The organism is Brevibacterium salitolerans, assembly GCF_039531405.1.
Taxonomy (GTDB): Bacteria; Actinomycetota; Actinomycetes; order Actinomycetales; family Brevibacteriaceae; genus Brevibacterium; species Brevibacterium salitolerans.
The window spans coordinates 173,726-189,036 of sequence record NZ_BAAAPZ010000007.1 but is presented as its reverse complement, the minus strand read 5'-3'; the positions used below and the strand labels follow the sequence as shown (position 1 = coordinate 189,036).

Here is a 15,311-nt window from a genome sequence, read left to right as displayed (position 1 = left end):
TTCGTGCAGCCGGTCGTGTTCGAAGGTGTGAAGCCGGGGATGCGGGGGTATCACGAGGAGTTGTTCGGTCCCGCGTTCATGCTGTTCAAAGTCAGCAGCGAGGACGAGGCGGTGGAGTTGGCCAATGACACGCCGTTCGGTCTGGGTGCGGCCGTGTTCTCCGAGGACCTGGAGCGGGCTGAGCGGGTGGGTTCCCAGATCCAGGCGGGCATGGTGTTCCTCAATACGCCGGAGGCGTCCCGGGAGTTCCTGCCGTTCGGTGGGGTGAAGCGCTCGGGTGTGGGGCGTGAGCTGGGTCCGTTGGCGATGGACGAGTTCGTCAACAAGCAGCTCGTGTACAAGAAGGGCTGAGGGCGCGCAGATGAGAGCATTCGCAGTGGCCGGTCCGGGAGAACCGGTGCGTGAGATCGACGCGGAGAGCCCGGTGCCGCGGGGGCGTGAGGTGCTGCTCAGGGTCACGCACGTGGGGGTCTGCCATACGGACGTCCACACCCAGGAGGGCGGCTACGACCTGGGACGTCAGGGGCGGCTGTCCATCGCGGACCGCGGGCTCGAGTACCCGGCGGTGCTGGGGCACGAGATCGTGGGCGAGGTGCTCGCGGTGGGTGAGGGCGTCGAGGGCGTCAGCCCGGGTGAGCGCAGGCTCGTCTACCCCTGGATCGGCTGCGGCGAGTGCGATCTCTGTCTGCGCGGTGACTCCCATGTGTGCAGGTCGAGCCGTGCGCTGGGTGTCTTCCGCTGGGGCGGATTCGCCAGTGAGGTCCTGGTGCCCGATTCCGACTGCCTCATCGACATCGGAGACCTCGACCCTGCGTGGGCGGCGACTCTCGCATGCAGTGGTCTCACCGCCTATTCGGCCGTGCAGCAGGCGCTGCCACTGGGCGCGGGCGACCGGGTCATGGTGATCGGTGTGGGCGGAGTGGGCCTGGCGGCCGTCGCCTTCCTCTCCCGCCTCACCGAGGCCGAGGTCATCGCAGTGGACGTCTCCGCGGAGAACCTCGCGGCGGCCGCACGGCTCGGTGCGGCGCGCACTGTGGACTCGAGCGCGCTCGGCAACGCGACCGTGGCAGCCGAGCTCGGTGTCCCCGTGCAGGCGGTCATCGACTTCGTCAACACCGGCGCCACCTTCCAGACGGCCTTCGACTGCCTCGACAAGGCGGGAACGCACGTGCCCGTGGGGCTGTTCGGCGGAGAGGCCGTGGTGCCCACGGCGCTGCTGCCGCTGAAGAGCATCCGCATCCAGGGCAGCTATGTGGGCCGCCTCCGCGATCTGCGCGCCCTCGTGGCGATGGCGCAGGACACGGACCTCCCGGGCGTGCCGATCACCGAGAAGTCCTTCGACCTGGAGACGCTCACCGCGACCCTCAGTGCTGTTGCGGCCGGCACCGTGGCAGGCCGGACGGTGCTGGTGAGTTCCTGACGGGGCCGGGCGAGAACGCTTCACCCGGCCGCTCGGCACACCGGCGCCCGTGTGTCCCTGCAGCCACACATCTATATCTGGGCGGCCGCAGGGATGCGCGGGCCCTCGTGTGAGCGGGGCACGGACAGCTATCCTCGCCTGTCCGATATCTCGGACTGAACGCGGTGCGAGTCACTGTCTCCGGCCTCGGCGACGGCGCACCATGGAGGACGAGACCCCGCCGCCGTGCCCCGCCCGGCGGCCCGCCCTTCAAGGAGGACCGATGGCCCACACCACGCACGATCCCTCTCGCGTGATCCGCGCGCCCCGCGGCACGGAGATCACGGCGAAGTCCTGGCAGACCGAGGCGCCCAAGCGCATGCTCATGAACAACCTCGACCCCGAGGTGGCGGAGCGCCCCGAGGATCTCGTGGTCTACGGCGGCACGGGCCGCGCGGCCCGCTCCTGGGAGGCGTACGACGCGATCGTCCGCACCCTCGACGAGCTCGAGTCCGATGAGACCCTCCTGGTGCAGTCCGGCAAGCCGGTGGGCGTGCTCCGCACCCACGAGTGGGCGCCGCGCGTGCTCATCGCCAACTCCAACCTCGTGGGCGACTGGGCGAACTGGGAGCACTTCCGCAAGCTCGAGGCCGAGGGGCTCATGATGTACGGCCAGATGACGGCCGGCTCGTGGATCTACATCGCCACGCAGGGCATCCTCCAGGGCACCTACGAGACCTTCGGCGCGGTGGCGCGCAAGCGGTTCGGCGGCACTCTGGCGGGCACGCTCACCGTCACCGCCGGCTGCGGTGGCATGGGCGGCGCGCAGCCGCTGTCCGTCACGCTCAACGGCGGCGCGTGCCTCATCATCGACGTGGACGAGACGCGCCTCAAGCGCCGTCAGTCCAAGCGCTACCTCGACGAGGTGGAGACGGACCTCGACGCCGCTCTCGCCAAGGTCCTCGCCGCCAAGCAGGAGAAGCGCGCTCTCTCGGTGGGCCTCGTGGGCAATGCCGCGGAGATCCTGCCGCTGCTGCTCGACCGTCCCGAGGCCGCCGAGGTCGACATCGTCACCGACCAGACCTCCGCGCACGATCCCCTGTCCTACCTGCCGCTCGGCGTCGCGCTCGACGACTGGCACGACGAGGCCGAGGAGGACCCGGAGAAGTTCACGCTCCGCGCGCAGGAGTCCATGGCCGCGCACGTGCGGGCGATGGTGGAGTTCCAGGACCGCGGTGCCGAGGTGTTCGACTACGGCAACTCGATCCGCGACGAGGCGCGCAAGGCCGGCTACGACCGCGCCTTCGAGTTCCCCGGCTTCGTCCCCGCCTACATCCGGCCGCTCTTCTGCGAGGGCCTCGGGCCGTTCCGCTGGGTGGCGCTCTCCGGCGATCCCAAGGACATCGAGGTCACGGATGCCGCCCTCAAGGAGCTCTTCCCGGAGAACGAGCACCTGCACACCTGGCTGGACGCCGCGCAGGAGTACGTGGAGTTCGAGGGCCTGCCCGCGCGCATCTGCTGGCTGGGCTACAAGGAGCGGCATCAGGCCGGGCTCCTCTTCAACCGCCTGGTGGCCGAGGGCAAGGTGTCCGCACCCATCGTGATCGGCCGCGACCACCTGGACTCCGGCTCCGTCGCCTCGCCCTACCGCGAGACCGAGGGCATGGCGGACGGCACGGACGCCGTGGCTGACTGGCCGCTGCTCAACGCGCTCGTCAACACCTCCTCGGGTGCCACGTGGGTCTCTCTGCACCACGGCGGCGGCGTGGGCATGGGCCGCTCCATCCACGCCGGCCAGGTCTCCGTGGCCGACGGCACCGAGCTGGCGGCCCAGAAGCTCGAGCGCCTGCTCACGAACGATCCGGGCATGGGCGTCCTGCGCCACGTGGACGCCGGCTACGACCGTGCGCACGAGGTGGCGAAGGAGCGCGGCATCTGGGTGCCGAGCGACGAGGAGCTCGACCACCGCGCGTGAGGTGCGCGGGGTGTGAGGTGCGACCGATGCGGGGCCGCCTGATCCGGGTGGGGCTCGCCGCCTGAAGAACGGAGCGTCGCTGCCTCACTGCAGCTCCGCCTTGCCCCACCGCGCCTCCGGGTTCATACGCTGCGACGTATGAACCCGGAGGCGCGGTGTCGCGTAGTGCGACGAGGCGGCCCGAACCGGCAGCGGGCGCCTCAGAGCGAGCCGGCTGTGGGGACCCGTGTGACGATGCCCAGTGAGGTGACGGCTCTGGCGAGGCGCGCATCCAAGGTGAGGAGAGGGCATTCGAAATGCAGCGCGGCCGCAACGTGCGCAGGACCTCAAGGGGAGTGTGTGCCGGTGCCGCCCATTCGGAGTCTGTGCGCATCTCCGCCCTGCACACGTCGCCCAGTGAGCTGGAGTCTGCGAGTGCTCGTACCCACACGCCGGCATCCAGGACGATCACACGAGCTCTTCCCGATCCCTGCCGAAACCGTCCTCACGGCCTTCGCGGACGATCTGCTCCGGCGCCGGTGAGGTGGGGAACTCTATGCGCATGGGGGAGGTGCTGGTGATGAGGACGACGTTTCCGGAGTACCGAGCCTCACGTATGAGCACGCCGAGCAGATAGGCCTGCATCGACTGTCCCCGCTGTGCGGCCTGCGCGGCGAGAGCGCTGCGGACCTCCTCGGGGACTTCGCGGATCTGGAGTGCAACACCCATGCATGCGTTCTGCATGCATGGGTGTCCGGGAGGCGGTGATCCCTGGTGATGCATGCATGATGCGGGTATGATGCATGCATGAGGACCACTGTGAACCTGCCGGACGACATAGATGCCCGGGTGCGCGCTCTCGCGGAGGAGCGCGGCCAGTCGGTCTCCGCTGTCCTCGTCGACCTGGCTGCCCGTGGGCTCGAGCAGCTTTCCCGCCCCATCGAGATCAGATACAGCGAAGTGTCCGGTACTCCGTGCATGGACCTCGGCCGGAGGGTCACGTCTGAAGAGGTTGCCGAGCTCATCGAAGAGGACTGATCGCAGTGGTGACCCAACCGCCCCTCCTTGACGCGAATGTGCTCATTGCGCTGACTCAGATCGGTCACGTCCATCATGGGGCAGTGGATCTGTGGAGCGCAGCTCGAAGTTCCCTCGCGGTTTCGCCGGTGGCGGAAGGTGCGCTGATGCGTTTCGTGGTGCGGTCCGGCGGCACTGCAGCTGCGGTGCAGTCCCTTCTCGATTCCCTGTACCAGCAGGAGCGCTATGTCTTCTGGTCGGATTCGCTCTCCTACGCGGCAGCGAAGTTGGACAGCGTGCGCGGGTACAAACAGGTGACGGACTCGTACCTGGTCTCTCTCGCGGCCTCGCGGGGAACAGTCCTCGCTACCCTCGACAAGGCACTGTGCCTGCGATACCCCACGCATACGGAGCTGGTGCCGGCGAGCTGAAGGCGACCGGGTGATCTCAGGATCGTGCTGATTCCTCCCGTGTCAGACCCTCCGCACAGAGTGAACGGCGTGAGCCCCACCGCGGAAGCCCACGTCTCCGGAGCCTCATGGATGAAGACGCTGCGTGGTCGTTGCTGCGCTCGGGGGCGTCTGCGCAGGCGTGGGTGGAAGCGCACCTGGCGGAGGGGCAGGCGTTGTCGAACCGCGAGGTTGTTGCGGCGACCGGAATCGATTCGAAGGAAGCGACCGCTCTGTTTCGCTTCCTCAAGCAGATCGGCACGGCGGTGAAGGACCCTGAAGGGCCGGATCGCGGAGCCGGAGTGCGGTGGATCGCCAGTGACCGATGAGTTGCTGAAACAACCCGAAACAACTGCAAAGAACTGAGAACAACTTCTTGACCTGCAGAGACGCGTCTGTGGAGGGAGGTTCGGGCGTGGCAGTCGTCTCCCAAGTCGTTTGGCAACGTGCCAAACGACTTCAGGTCGGACGCGTACCTGCACTCCTGTGGCGGCGCCGGGCTGGTCCGTTCAGTCAAGAGCCTCACAGCTCTGGCCATGCGGTCCTGTGCGAGCGATTGGCACACCGTCGACGCACAGGACGAACCTGCCATCCGGAACGAGAGTGTGCTCTTCCGCAAGGTGAGGCAGCACATTCACGCCTTCGTTGCTCACCCACACGAGGTCCTTCCGGGCGAGCATCCGATCGGAGAACGTGCGACGGTCCTCCGCGCTGAGGTAGGCGAGCACGGCCGTGTGGAAGACGACGACGGTGGCCTCTGCCGGCGCCGCGGCGACCAGGGAGTCGAGGGAAGCGCTGAGATCGCCCTCCACGAGTACCGGTGGATCCACTGCTGCGATCGCCGCCGCCGCTTCGAGGCGTGAGCGCCTCTGCTCGTGCTCCGGCCATTTCAGAGTGCTCAGCCACGCCCGGTCGTCCGCATCTGTGACGTGGAGAGGGTTGAGATCGATTCCCGCACGCCATACGACGTGGGGCAGGCGCGATGGAGTCGACACACCGTCGAGCGCGCACGGGAGGACGGCCGTGCTGGGACCGTCCGCGGGATCGAGACGTATTGTCGTCCCTTCGCCGGTGAACTCGTAGCTGTACCGGTCCGGGTAGAGACACAGACCTGCCGAGGCTCCTACTTCGATGAGTGCAAGGGGCCCGGCGAGGGAGGACAGGAAAGGGAGGAGAGCCGCACAACGGCCCGCTTCGTTCGTCTGCGTCGCACGTTCGAGGACGGTCCGTCGGACCGGTTCCCAGTGATCGCGGACCCACTTCCCGAACGACGAATAATCCGACGGGGGTGCTCCACAGTGCCTGGCTGCGGCGAAAAACAGGTTCGGCTGCCGCTTCCCGGCGGGAAGCTCCAGAAGGAGGCGGAGGAGGTCCTCGTCGTCGGCGACACCGCGCGCGACCACAAGAGAGCCCATGTGCCCTGTCCTTCCTCGCGGCACTCAGCCGTCGAGGAAGATGTCCAGTTCGAGGTCCTCTTCACGCACCGAGTCTTCTGCGCCGCCCGCGCCGCCCGCGCCGCCCGCGCCGTCTGCCCCTCCACCGGGCAGATAGCCGCTGAAGTCCGTGACGCCCTCCTCGCGCAGCACGTCCTCGTCGATGAGGAAGCGACCGGTGCATGCCGCGGGATCGCGGGTGAGGATCGCCCACGCCGCATCGGCCATGATCTCCGGAGTGCGGCTGCGCGCGGTGAGCGCATCACCTCCCAGGGCGTTCTGCACGGCTGCCGTCGCGATGGTGGTGCGCGGCCACAGACTGTTCGCCGCGATGCGCTCGTCCCGCAGCTCCTCCGCCAGCCCCAGCGTCACGAGGGACATGCCGTACTTGGACATCGTGTAGCCCAGGTGCTTCCCCGCCCAGTGCGGGTTGAGGTTGAGCGGCGGGGACAGCGTGAGCACGTGCGCACCATCCGCCGCCTTCCGCAGATGCGGCAGCGCGGTCTTCGCCAGGAGGAAGGAGCCGCGGGCGTTGATGTCCTGCATGAGGTCGTACTTCTTCATGGGCAGCTGGTCCGTGGGGGAGAGGTCGATGGCGCTCGCGTTGTTCACCACGACGTCGATCCCGCCGAATGCCGCCGCCGTCCGTTCCACGGCCTCGGCCACCGACTCCTCGAAGCGCACATCGCCGATGATCGGCAGCGCCCGTCCGCCGGCCGCCTCGATCTGCGCGGCAGCCGTGTGGACGGTGCCCTCCAGCTTGGGGTGCGGCTGATCCGTCTTGGCCATGATCGCCACGTTGGCCCCGTCGCGCGCGGCCCGCAGCGCGATCGCGAGGCCGATGCCCCTGCTGCCGCCGCTCATGAGGAGCGTGCGTCCTGCGAGCGTGCGCCGGCCGGCGGTGTCGTGTGCCCGGCCGGTGGAAGTCCCGTCCGCCGCCGCAGCGCTCCCCACTGCCGTGCGGCCGTCACCTCCCTCCGCGGCTGCGCCTGCTCCGCCGTGTGCTTCGTCGCCGTGCGTCATCTCGCTGTCCTCTTCCTGTCCAGATCCTCGATCGCCTGCTGTGCGGCCAGGTAGCCGCACATCCCATGCGCCCCCGGGCCCGGCGGTGTGGCCGCCGAACACAGGTACATCCCCGGCCGCCTCGCCGCACGCGCCCAGTCTCCCCGAACCGCGCCCGTGCGAGCCGCACCTGCCGCTCCCGGCGCATCCGCGTCGGAAACACTCGTGCTGAGGACGCCCGCACCACTTCGTGCGCCCGCGCCGGCGCGCGCTCCCGTCCCGGCCGCCCGCCCCCGGCCGCTCGCGCTCCGCCCCTCCAGGAGGCGATAGGGGTTGGGCCCGGGAGACGCCCCGAGCACGAGCTGGAGCGGGTCCTTGTTCCCCGTGAGGATGTCGCCTCCCGTGAAGTTGGGATTGCGCCTCTCGATCTGCGCGGTGCCCAGAGCGGTCTGTCCCACGATCCTCTCGCGCAGACCGGGTGCGAACCTCTCCAGCTGTCCCAGTATCGCCTCCGTCGCATCTCCGTCATAGCCCTGTGGCACGTGCGCGTAGCAGTCGATGGGGACGAGCGAGCCCCGGGCGCGTCCCGGGTCCGCGAGGTACTGCTGTGCGAGGAGGATGAAGGGGCGCTCCGGCATCCGGCCGCGGGCGGCGTCCCTCTCCGCCCGTGCGGTCTCCGCATACGTGCCGGAGACGTGCACGGTGCCCGCGCGCGAGGCCGGCTCGAAGTCCCACGGGATCCCGCCGTCCACCGCGAGCGCTAGTTTGAACGCCGCCGGTCCGTGCCGCCAGCGCCGCAGGTGCTCCGCGGTTCCGCGCGACAGCACGTGCGAGGCGATCCGCGCGGTCTCCGCCGGGCCGGTGTCGAGCATGATCACGTCCGCGTCGTCCAGCTCCCGCACGTCGTCGATGCGCCGGCCGGTCTCCACCCGCCCGCCGCCGGCCTCGAGTGCGGCGATCATGGCCCGGGCGATGGACTGCGAACCGCCCTTGGCGACGGGCCATCCCCAGTAGTGGGCGGCGGACCCCAGGGATGTGCCGATCGCGGACGACAGCGGCCGGTCGAACGGGCCGAAGGTGTGGGCGGCGATCCCCGCCCACAGAGCCCTCGCCTCCTCCGTGCGGAAGAGCCGGGCCGCCGCCGAGGCCGGGAGCACCGCCCGCATCCCCAGCTGTGCCAGCGCCCAGGGGTGGCGGGGCACGTGGAGCATGGACCGGAGGAACTCCTCCGCGACGAAGGGCATGCGCGAGGCGACCGGACCGAAGAACGCCCGGTAGGCCGGGCCGTCCGCGCCCAGCGTTGCGGCGGTGTCCGCCACCGAGCGCAGCACCGCAGCCCCGCGCCCTCTGTCGGTGCTGCCGGCTCTGCCAGCACCTCCGGCCCCTGCGCCGCCACTGGGCGCACTCCTGCCGCCGGCGCCGCCCGCATCGAGCGGGTGTGCGTACTCGATCTCCGTGAAGCCCCACTCCAGCCCGTAGCGGCCGAGGTCGAACCGGCGTGCGAACTCGTTGTCCAGACCCAGCGGGTGATGGCTCGAGCACTCGTCGTGGAGGAGCCCCGGCAGCGTGAGCTCTGCGCTGCGCGTGCCGCCGCCGGGCACGTCCGCGGCCTCGTAGACCGTGACCGCGTGGCCCGCGGCGGCGAGGGTGAGCGCCGCCGCGAGGCCGTTGGGGCCGCTGCCGACCACCGCCGCTGTGGTCATCGCACAGCCCGGTCCGGCGCCTCGGCAGCCTGCGCCTCGGGCTCCGCCTGCGCGCCGGCGGCCCGCGCAGCCAGCTGCGCGGGAGGCGTGTACCCGGGCCTGCGCCAGGTGACATTCAGCGGGACCGGGCCGTTCGGCAGCCACGGCTGCTCCTTCACGCAGTCGGCGACGTTCCAGGTGCCGCGCTCCACGATGCCCACGGCCGCGTCGATGACCATGTACTTCTGCGTCCCCTTGTGGATGGGCTGCGATTCCACCCAGGCGACGACGAACTCACCGGGTGCGAACGCGCAGCGGCGCTGCAGCTCTGCGATGAGGTGGTGGTTGTGCAGGTGGCCGTCGCCGAAGTTGAAGCCCACCAGCGAGTTGCAGGCGAACTCCGCCTCGCGGACGGTGGCCCGGTCCACGTCCTCCACATGGTGGTGGAGGAGGGAGAAGAGGCCGCGGCCCTGGCTGTGCAGGGAGCGCCAGCCGATCGTCTGCTGCATGGTGATCTCCGCGTTGATGCGGGGGAAGCCCATCTCCTGCAGCTGCACCACCTGGTTCCTGGTGGGGCGGACCACCTGGTGGAGCTTGTCCTCGGCGCCGGGCTGGAACGCCCAGAGCGCCGAGGCCCAGTTGCCGGCGTACTGGCGCATGGCGGGCGTGAAGGCGACGAGGTCCGGCCGGATGTTGCCGAGGAACGGGAAGAGGAACAGGCCGACGAGGGCGGCGACGACCACCCACGTGGTCGCGTCCCAGACGGCGTAGCCCTCGTGGTTGGGGAAGCCCAGGAACAGCACGGCGGTGGTGAACATGAACAGGAGGTTCCACTCCATCGGCACGGCCAGGGGGAAGGTGCTGGTGATGAAGCCGTGGAAGAGGATCATGAGCAGCGCCGCCGCCAGCGTGAGTGTCCAGTTCCCGGAGAGGAGGAGCACGAGGGGTGTGCCGATCTCCACCAGCGTGCCCAGGACGTGGGCGATGCCGGAGGCCAGGGGAGCGGGCCGGAGGTCGGAGGGCACATTGCGGTAGTGCAGCCGGCGGATCGCCTTGCCCGGGATGAACGGGGCGTTGGAGATCATGGGCGGGATGACGAGGGTGAAGTGGCGGCCGATCTTCGAGATGCCGGCACCCACCCACACGGAGAAGATGAGCAGCTTGAGCAGGACGATCATGTCGATGAAGCCGCCGGGCAGCAGCGGCACGAGGGCGAAGAAGAGCACGGCGGGGCCGTACTGCTCAGCGCGTGCGGCGATGAAGATGACCTTGTCCCGGAGTCCCAGGAGCACGAGCAGGACGAGCGGCGCCACCATGAGCACCGGGTCGATCAGCGGTCCCCTGTCCGCGGGGAAGTGGGCCGCCACCTCGGCGCCTGGCCTGCCCGGGAGCACGATCGGCACGAGGAAGGACACGAGCAGCAGTGCGTAGAGGAGCACATCGCCCGAGGTGCGGGTGAAGCCGTCCGTGCCGGGCACCTTGCCGGGCCAGGGCGGCATCCGGATGGTTCCCGGCTTGAGCCAGAACAGAGCGCCTCCCGTCATGGGCTTGAACTTGCCGGCCAGCGGCCCCCAGGAGCCGGCGACGCCCACGGTCTCCAGCAGGAAGGTCCACAGCACGAACTTCTGGTAGACGATCGGTTCGTTCCACCAGTCGGCCACCTGCCAGGGCATGCCCACCCCCGAGGTGAGGGTGGCCAGCGTGAAGCCCACGCCGATGTAGAGGAACGCGAGCTTGAGGATGTAGATGATGTGGAACAGCTTGGGCGAACCGAATCCGTAGTCGGCCCAGTGCACGCCCATCAGCCGCACCCGCTCCATGAGCGGCAGGGATTCGAAGGTCTCGGGGTCGACCGGTGGTGCGTCGGGAGTCTTGAGTCCCATGGCATTCCCTCCGTGTTCAAGGCGTCCGACCTCACTGTCGGACTCTCAGCCTGAGCCCAGAGTAGGGAGCGGAGTGCCGTGCCTCACACGGCCCTGGGAGACCAGGCTGATCCGCGCATTCGTACCGGCGGTACAAGAACGCGCGGCCTCGCCGCGCCGTCCCCCGCTCAGTCCTCGCCGTGCGGACCGCCCGCGTCCTGTGCGGCTGCGCCGTGGTGTGCCTGCTGCCGCGGATCGAAGAGGAGCCGGTGGGCGTGGAGGGCGGCCTCGACGTCGAGGCGCCGCCCTGCGAGGGTCGTGCCCAGGGCGGCCTCCGCCGTCTCGACGCGGTAGCGGATCGAGTTCTTGTGCATGGTCATGGCCGCGGCGGTGGCCGTGTAGCTGAGGTCGTGGCGGAAGAACTCGCGCAGCGTCTCCCGCTGGCGGCTGCGCGCCTCGGTGCCCTCGGCCAGGCCGCCCAGCACGCTCCGCACCCAGGAGCGAGCGGCCTCGAGATCGTGGGAGAGGAGCGCGGTCACCGCCATCCCCGGATCGTCGTGTGAGGCCAGAGGGTTCGTCGAGGCGCCGATGGTGCAGACGCGCTGCACCCGCAGCGCCTCCTGGTGGGTGAGGCGGAACCCGGCCACTCCCGCGTGCGGGCTGCCGATCGCGAGGCGCACGGAGGGATGCGCGCGGATCCGCTCCTCCAGCCCCGTCGTGTGCTCCCAGGATTCGGGCACCCGGATCCAGCCCCAGGCCGTGGCCTGGTCGCGGCCGCTCACGAGCGTGGCGAGTCCCCGGCCCATGCCGGACGCCAGCCCCCGGATGGCGCCGGTGAAGCGGCTGAGCTGGTCGCTCGGCGAGGGATCCGTGCCGGTGAGCCAGGCGATGACGCCCACGTGGGTGCCGGTGAGGGGGTAGCCGAGGATGCGCTCGGCCTCCGCGTGGTCCGGGGTCTCGCCGTCGAGGATGCGGCGCACCTGCGATTCGCGGGCGTTCGTGCGGTTGGCGAGCCACGATTCCCGCTCCTGCTCGTAGACCTCCGCCACACGCTCGGAGATCCAGTCGATGTATTCGGAGACCTCCTGGACGAGCTGCTGGTAGACGGCGGAGACGAGGTGGGCGGGCAGGTGGGGATCGTGGGTGACGAGGGCGTACGCGCTGTGGAGGAGCTGCTGCTGGCCGAGCCGGTACGCCCGGATGAGAGCGGTCACGGACGTGCCGCGCTGCGCCAGCCTGCGTGCGTACTCGAAGGCGGCGGTGGGAGGTTCGAGGTTGTCCAGGCTGATGCGGTGCCGGAGGGCGTGGATGATGGTCTCGACGTTGCCCTCGACGCTGGCGTGGAGCAGATCGATGAGGGACGCCTCACCGCCGATCTCGTCGATCCTCCCGGCGAGGAAGTCGTGGACCTCCTGGGCGAGTCTGGGGGCGTGGCTCCCCATCTCCGCGGCGAGGCGGGCGATCTCCCGGCGCACCTCGGCCTCTTCACCGAGGTGCGCCGCAGGCGGTGTGCGGCTCATGAGAGGCAGGCTACCGGGGTGCGGGTCTGAATGGGAGGGCGTCATTTGTACGGATGAACGAATCGGGGCGCGGTCTTCGGACGTTCCGTCCGTCGAAGGTCCGTGCCGCGCCCTCCGTCGTCCCGCCCGCGCGTCCCTCCCGGCCTGCCTGTCGCTTCCGCCCGCGCGCACCGCCTGTCCGAGATATCGGACGCTTTCGGAGGGTGCGGACGGGCCGTGTCCGTGACGCTGGCCATACTGGAGGGGAACCCGCGCGGCGTCCAGCGGCCGCTGCGCAGACCATCCCTGTTCGTCACCGCCGGTGCGCCGGCGGACGACCTCAGCGCGAGGAGGCCACCGCCCTATGAAGACCCTCGTCACCGGCATCGCCGAGCTGGTCACCAACGACCCCGCGCAGGCGCACCACCGGGATCCCGGCGACCGCCTCGGGCTCATCGCCGAGGCCGCCCTCCTCGTGGAGGACGGCCGCGTCTCCTGGGCCGGACCCTCCGCCGAGGCACCCGCCCCGGACGCGGGGACCACGGTCGTGGACGCCGGCGGCAGGGCGGTCATCCCGGGCTTCGTGGACAGTCACAACCACCTGGTGTTCGCCGGTGACCGCACGCAGGAGTTCGCTGCGCGCATGTCCGGGCAGGCCTACTCCGCCGGCGGCATCCGCACGACCGTGAACGCCACGCGTGCGGCCACGGAGGCGGAGCTCGAGGCCAACCTCGTCTCCCTCGTGGACCAGGCGCGCAGGCAGGGCACCACGACCCTGGAGATCAAGACCGGCTACGGGCTCACCAAGGACGACGAGCTCCGCGCGCTGGACATCATCGCCCGGCACACGGACGAGGTCACCCTGCTGGCCGCGCACGTCGTCCCGCCCGAGTACGCGGAGGACCCGGACGGCTACGTGGACCTCGTGGTCGAGGAGATCATCCCCGCTGCCGCCAAGGCGAAGTGGATCGACGTCTTCTGCGACCGCGGGGCCTTCACGCCGGAGCAGACGGAGCGGATCCTCGCCGCCGGCAGGGAGGCCGGCCTCCTGCCGCGCCTGCACGCCAACCAGCTCCAGCACGGCGAGGGGCTGGCGCTCGCCGCCCGCACCGGCTGCTTCTCCGCGGACCACGCCACCCACGCCACGGACGAGGACCTCGCAGCGATCGCGGCCTCGGGCACGGTGGCGACGCTGCTGCCCGGCGCGGAGTTCTCCACCCGGGCCGTCTACCCGGACGCGCGCCGCTTCGTGGCCGCCGGGGTGGAGCTCGCGCTCGCCACGGACTGCAATCCCGGCTCCAGCTTCACGAACTCCATGCCGTTCTGCCTGGCCGTGGCCGTGCGCGACATGCACTTCACTCCCGCACAGGCGCTGCACGCGGCGACGGCAGGCGGCGCGAAGGCGCTGGGGCGCACGGACGTGGGCCACCTCGCCGCCGGAGCCCGTGCGGACTTCGCACTCCTGGACGCGCCCTCGTACGTCCAGCTCATGTACCGCCCCGGCGTGCCGCTCGTGGAGCGCGTCTTCCGCGGCGGCGAGGAGGTGCGGTGACGACGGACGGAGCAGCGGCCTCGGGCGCGGGCGGGCCGGAGGGCGCAGAGGCCGTCGCCGCCGGTGCCGCCGCTTCCGGCCCCGGCACGGGGAGCGCGCGCTCCCACCGCAGCGGCGCCCGGGATGCGCTCACCCTCGTCGTCTGCTCCCTCATCGGCGTCTTCATGTTCTTCGTCCCCGTGACGATGGACGGGAAGAGCTCGATCCCGCTGGACCACCTCGTCACGCTCGTGCGGACGGGGCTGGGGCCCGCGGTGCCCTACGTCCTGCTCGCGATCATCCTGTTCGGCACGGTCCGTCCGTTCGTCGTGGGCACGTGGAACGCCTCGCCCACCCGGACGGTCTTCTCCTTCCTCAACATCGCCGGACTCGCGGCGGCGGCCGCGCTCACGTTCATGCCCGCACCGCCGGGATGGCTGGCGGCGGAGGACATCGGCCCGTTCCTGTGGGACTCGCTCGTCACCCCGGTGGGCCTGCTCATCCCGATCGGCGGGATCTTCCTCGCGTTCCTCGTGAGCTTCGGCCTCATGGAGTTCGTGGGCGTGTTCGTCCGCCCCATCATGAGACCGGTGTGGAAGACCCCCGGCCGCTCCGCGGTGGATGCGGTGGCGAGCTTCGTGGGCTCCTACTCCCTCGGCCTGCTCATCACCAACCGCGTCTACCGCAGCGGCGGGTACACCGCCAAGGAGTCCGCGATCATCGCCGTGGGCTTCTCCACCGTGTCCGTCACCTTCATGATCGTGGTCGCCACCGCGACCGACCTCATGGACCGCTGGCTCACGTACTTCTTCGTCTCCCTCGTCGTCACCTTCCTCGTCACGGCGATCACCGTCCGCATCCCGCCGCTCTCGCGCATCCCGGACGAGTACTTCCCGGGGGCCGTCCCGCAGCCGGAGCCCACGATCACGCAGCGTCGCTTCGCCGCGGCGTGGGAGCAGGCCCGTGAGGCACTCGCGGAACTGCCGGGGATCCCCGTCGTCATCTGGCAGGGGCTCCGCGACGGCTTCCTCATGGTCTCCTCGATCCTGCCCTCGATCATGTCCGTGGGCCTCGGCGGTCTGCTGCTGGCCAAGCACACCCCGATCTTCGACTGGGCGGGATGGATCCTCTTCCCCTTCACCTGGATCACCGGGCTGGAGGATCCGCTGGGCACCGGCAAGGCCCTGTCGCTGGGGCTCGTCGAGATGTTCCTGCCGGCGGCGGAGATCGGCGCGGACGGGGACCTCGCCACCCGCTTCACCGTGGCGGTGGTCTGCGTCTCCGCGATCATCTTCTTCTCCGCCATGGTGCCCTCCGTCCTCGCCACGGACATCCCCGTCAAGCTGTGGCACATGATCGTCATCTGGTTCGAGAGGGTGGTGCTGAGCGTCCTCCTCACCGCCCCGCTCGCCCACCTCATCCTCTAGCCCGTCTCGTCCCGCATTCCTGCCGGGCCCGCCGAGGCCGCCAGTGCCTGCACGGC

At 70.1% G+C, this 15,311-nt stretch carries 14 protein-coding genes; 8 read left to right on the top strand and 6 right to left on the bottom strand.

The features are described 5' to 3' along the window. The 3 genes from ABD240_RS09965 to hutU form a co-directional block, all read left to right on the top strand. Positions 1 to 351: aldehyde dehydrogenase family protein (locus ABD240_RS09965; RefSeq protein WP_344337041.1), on the top strand; the 351-nt coding region annotated here is incomplete at its 5' end. Between the two features lie 10 nt (positions 352 to 361). Next, a complete protein-coding gene (locus tag ABD240_RS09960) occupies positions 362 to 1,420 on the top strand; it encodes an alcohol dehydrogenase catalytic domain-containing protein (protein ID WP_344337040.1) in 1,059 nt (352 codons plus the stop codon). A 262-nt stretch (positions 1,421 to 1,682) separates the two neighbouring features. After that, positions 1,683 to 3,374, top strand: a complete 1,692-nt coding sequence (hutU, locus tag ABD240_RS09955) for a urocanate hydratase (protein WP_344337039.1) — start codon at positions 1,683 to 1,685, stop codon at positions 3,372 to 3,374. A gap of 447 nt (positions 3,375 to 3,821) precedes the next feature. Here hutU and ABD240_RS09950 read toward each other — a convergent pair whose 3' ends face one another. Further along, positions 3,822 to 4,082 carry a FitA-like ribbon-helix-helix domain-containing protein gene (locus ABD240_RS09950; RefSeq protein WP_291791422.1) on the bottom strand — a complete coding sequence of 87 codons (261 nt, stop codon included), beginning with the start codon at positions 4,080 to 4,082 and terminating at the stop codon, positions 3,822 to 3,824. A gap of 78 nt (positions 4,083 to 4,160) precedes the next feature. Between ABD240_RS09950 and ABD240_RS09945 the strand changes: the two genes are divergently transcribed. The 3 genes from ABD240_RS09945 (at position 4,161) to ABD240_RS09935 (ending at position 5,148) form a co-directional block, all read left to right on the top strand. Continuing rightward, positions 4,161 to 4,391 (top strand): ribbon-helix-helix protein, CopG family, encoded by a 231-nt coding sequence (locus ABD240_RS09945; protein ID WP_344337038.1) that lies wholly within the window; start codon positions 4,161 to 4,163, stop codon positions 4,389 to 4,391. Positions 4,392 to 4,396: 5 nt separating this feature from the next. Further along, a complete protein-coding gene (locus tag ABD240_RS09940) occupies positions 4,397 to 4,801 on the top strand; it encodes a PIN domain-containing protein (protein WP_344337037.1) in 405 nt (134 codons plus the stop codon). Between the two features lie 107 nt (positions 4,802 to 4,908). Then, positions 4,909 to 5,148 carry a hypothetical protein gene (locus ABD240_RS09935; protein ID WP_291791431.1) on the top strand — a complete coding sequence of 80 codons (240 nt, stop codon included), beginning with the start codon at positions 4,909 to 4,911 and terminating at the stop codon, positions 5,146 to 5,148. A 180-nt stretch (positions 5,149 to 5,328) separates the two neighbouring features. Here the strand turns inward: ABD240_RS09935 and ABD240_RS09930 are convergent, their stop codons facing one another. The 5 genes from ABD240_RS09930 to ABD240_RS09910 form a co-directional block, all read right to left on the bottom strand. Beyond that, the gene (locus ABD240_RS09930; RefSeq protein WP_344337036.1) at positions 5,329 to 6,234 is read right to left on the bottom strand and encodes a DUF2332 domain-containing protein; all 906 of its coding nucleotides are present in this window, start codon (positions 6,232 to 6,234) and stop codon (positions 5,329 to 5,331) included. Between the two features lie 24 nt (positions 6,235 to 6,258). Further along, positions 6,259 to 7,206, bottom strand: coding sequence for an SDR family oxidoreductase (locus ABD240_RS09925; protein WP_344337044.1), 948 nt, complete (start codon positions 7,204 to 7,206; stop codon positions 6,259 to 6,261). A 65-nt stretch (positions 7,207 to 7,271) separates the two neighbouring features. After that, positions 7,272 to 8,957 (bottom strand): phytoene desaturase family protein, encoded by a 1,686-nt coding sequence (locus ABD240_RS09920; protein ID WP_344337035.1) that lies wholly within the window; start codon positions 8,955 to 8,957, stop codon positions 7,272 to 7,274. Beyond that, positions 8,954 to 10,819, bottom strand: coding sequence for a DUF3556 domain-containing protein (locus ABD240_RS09915; RefSeq protein WP_344337034.1), 1,866 nt, complete (start codon positions 10,817 to 10,819; stop codon positions 8,954 to 8,956). Before ABD240_RS09915 ends, ABD240_RS09920 begins: the two co-directional genes overlap by 4 nt. Before the next feature lie 167 nt (positions 10,820 to 10,986). Further along, the gene (locus ABD240_RS09910) at positions 10,987 to 12,318 is read right to left on the bottom strand and encodes a PucR family transcriptional regulator (RefSeq protein WP_291792658.1); all 1,332 of its coding nucleotides are present in this window, start codon (positions 12,316 to 12,318) and stop codon (positions 10,987 to 10,989) included. Between the two features lie 343 nt (positions 12,319 to 12,661). On the opposite strand from ABD240_RS09910, the gene hutI reads away from it, so the two are divergent. Together hutI and ABD240_RS09900 are read left to right on the top strand one after the other, a co-directional pair. Next, positions 12,662 to 13,849 (top strand): imidazolonepropionase, encoded by a 1,188-nt coding sequence (gene hutI, locus ABD240_RS09905; RefSeq protein WP_291792661.1) that lies wholly within the window; start codon positions 12,662 to 12,664, stop codon positions 13,847 to 13,849. Then, complete coding sequence (locus ABD240_RS09900; RefSeq protein WP_291792663.1) at positions 13,846 to 15,255, top strand: YjiH family protein; 1,410 nt, start codon at positions 13,846 to 13,848, stop codon at positions 15,253 to 15,255. Before hutI ends, ABD240_RS09900 begins: the two co-directional genes overlap by 4 nt. The last annotated feature ends 56 nt before the right edge of the window (positions 15,256 to 15,311 follow it).

Coding starts and splice junctions, on each gene's coding strand:
- ABD240_RS09960 (WP_344337040.1), top strand. CDS start 362: ATGAGAGCATTCGCAGTGGCCGGTCCGGGAGAACCGGTGCGTGAGATC.
- hutU (WP_344337039.1), top strand. CDS start 1,683: ATGGCCCACACCACGCACGATCCCTCTCGCGTGATCCGCGCGCCCCGC.
- ABD240_RS09950 (WP_291791422.1), bottom strand. CDS start 4,082: ATGGGTGTTGCACTCCAGATCCGCGAAGTCCCCGAGGAGGTCCGCAGC.
- ABD240_RS09945 (WP_344337038.1), top strand. CDS start 4,161: ATGAGGACCACTGTGAACCTGCCGGACGACATAGATGCCCGGGTGCGC.
- ABD240_RS09935 (WP_291791431.1), top strand. CDS start 4,909: ATGGATGAAGACGCTGCGTGGTCGTTGCTGCGCTCGGGGGCGTCTGCG.
- ABD240_RS09930 (WP_344337036.1), bottom strand. CDS start 6,234: ATGGGCTCTCTTGTGGTCGCGCGCGGTGTCGCCGACGACGAGGACCTC.
- ABD240_RS09920 (WP_344337035.1), bottom strand. CDS start 8,957: ATGACCACAGCGGCGGTGGTCGGCAGCGGCCCCAACGGCCTCGCGGCG.
- ABD240_RS09915 (WP_344337034.1), bottom strand. CDS start 10,819: ATGGGACTCAAGACTCCCGACGCACCACCGGTCGACCCCGAGACCTTC.
- ABD240_RS09910 (WP_291792658.1), bottom strand. CDS start 12,318: ATGAGCCGCACACCGCCTGCGGCGCACCTCGGTGAAGAGGCCGAGGTG.
- hutI (WP_291792661.1), top strand. CDS start 12,662: ATGAAGACCCTCGTCACCGGCATCGCCGAGCTGGTCACCAACGACCCC.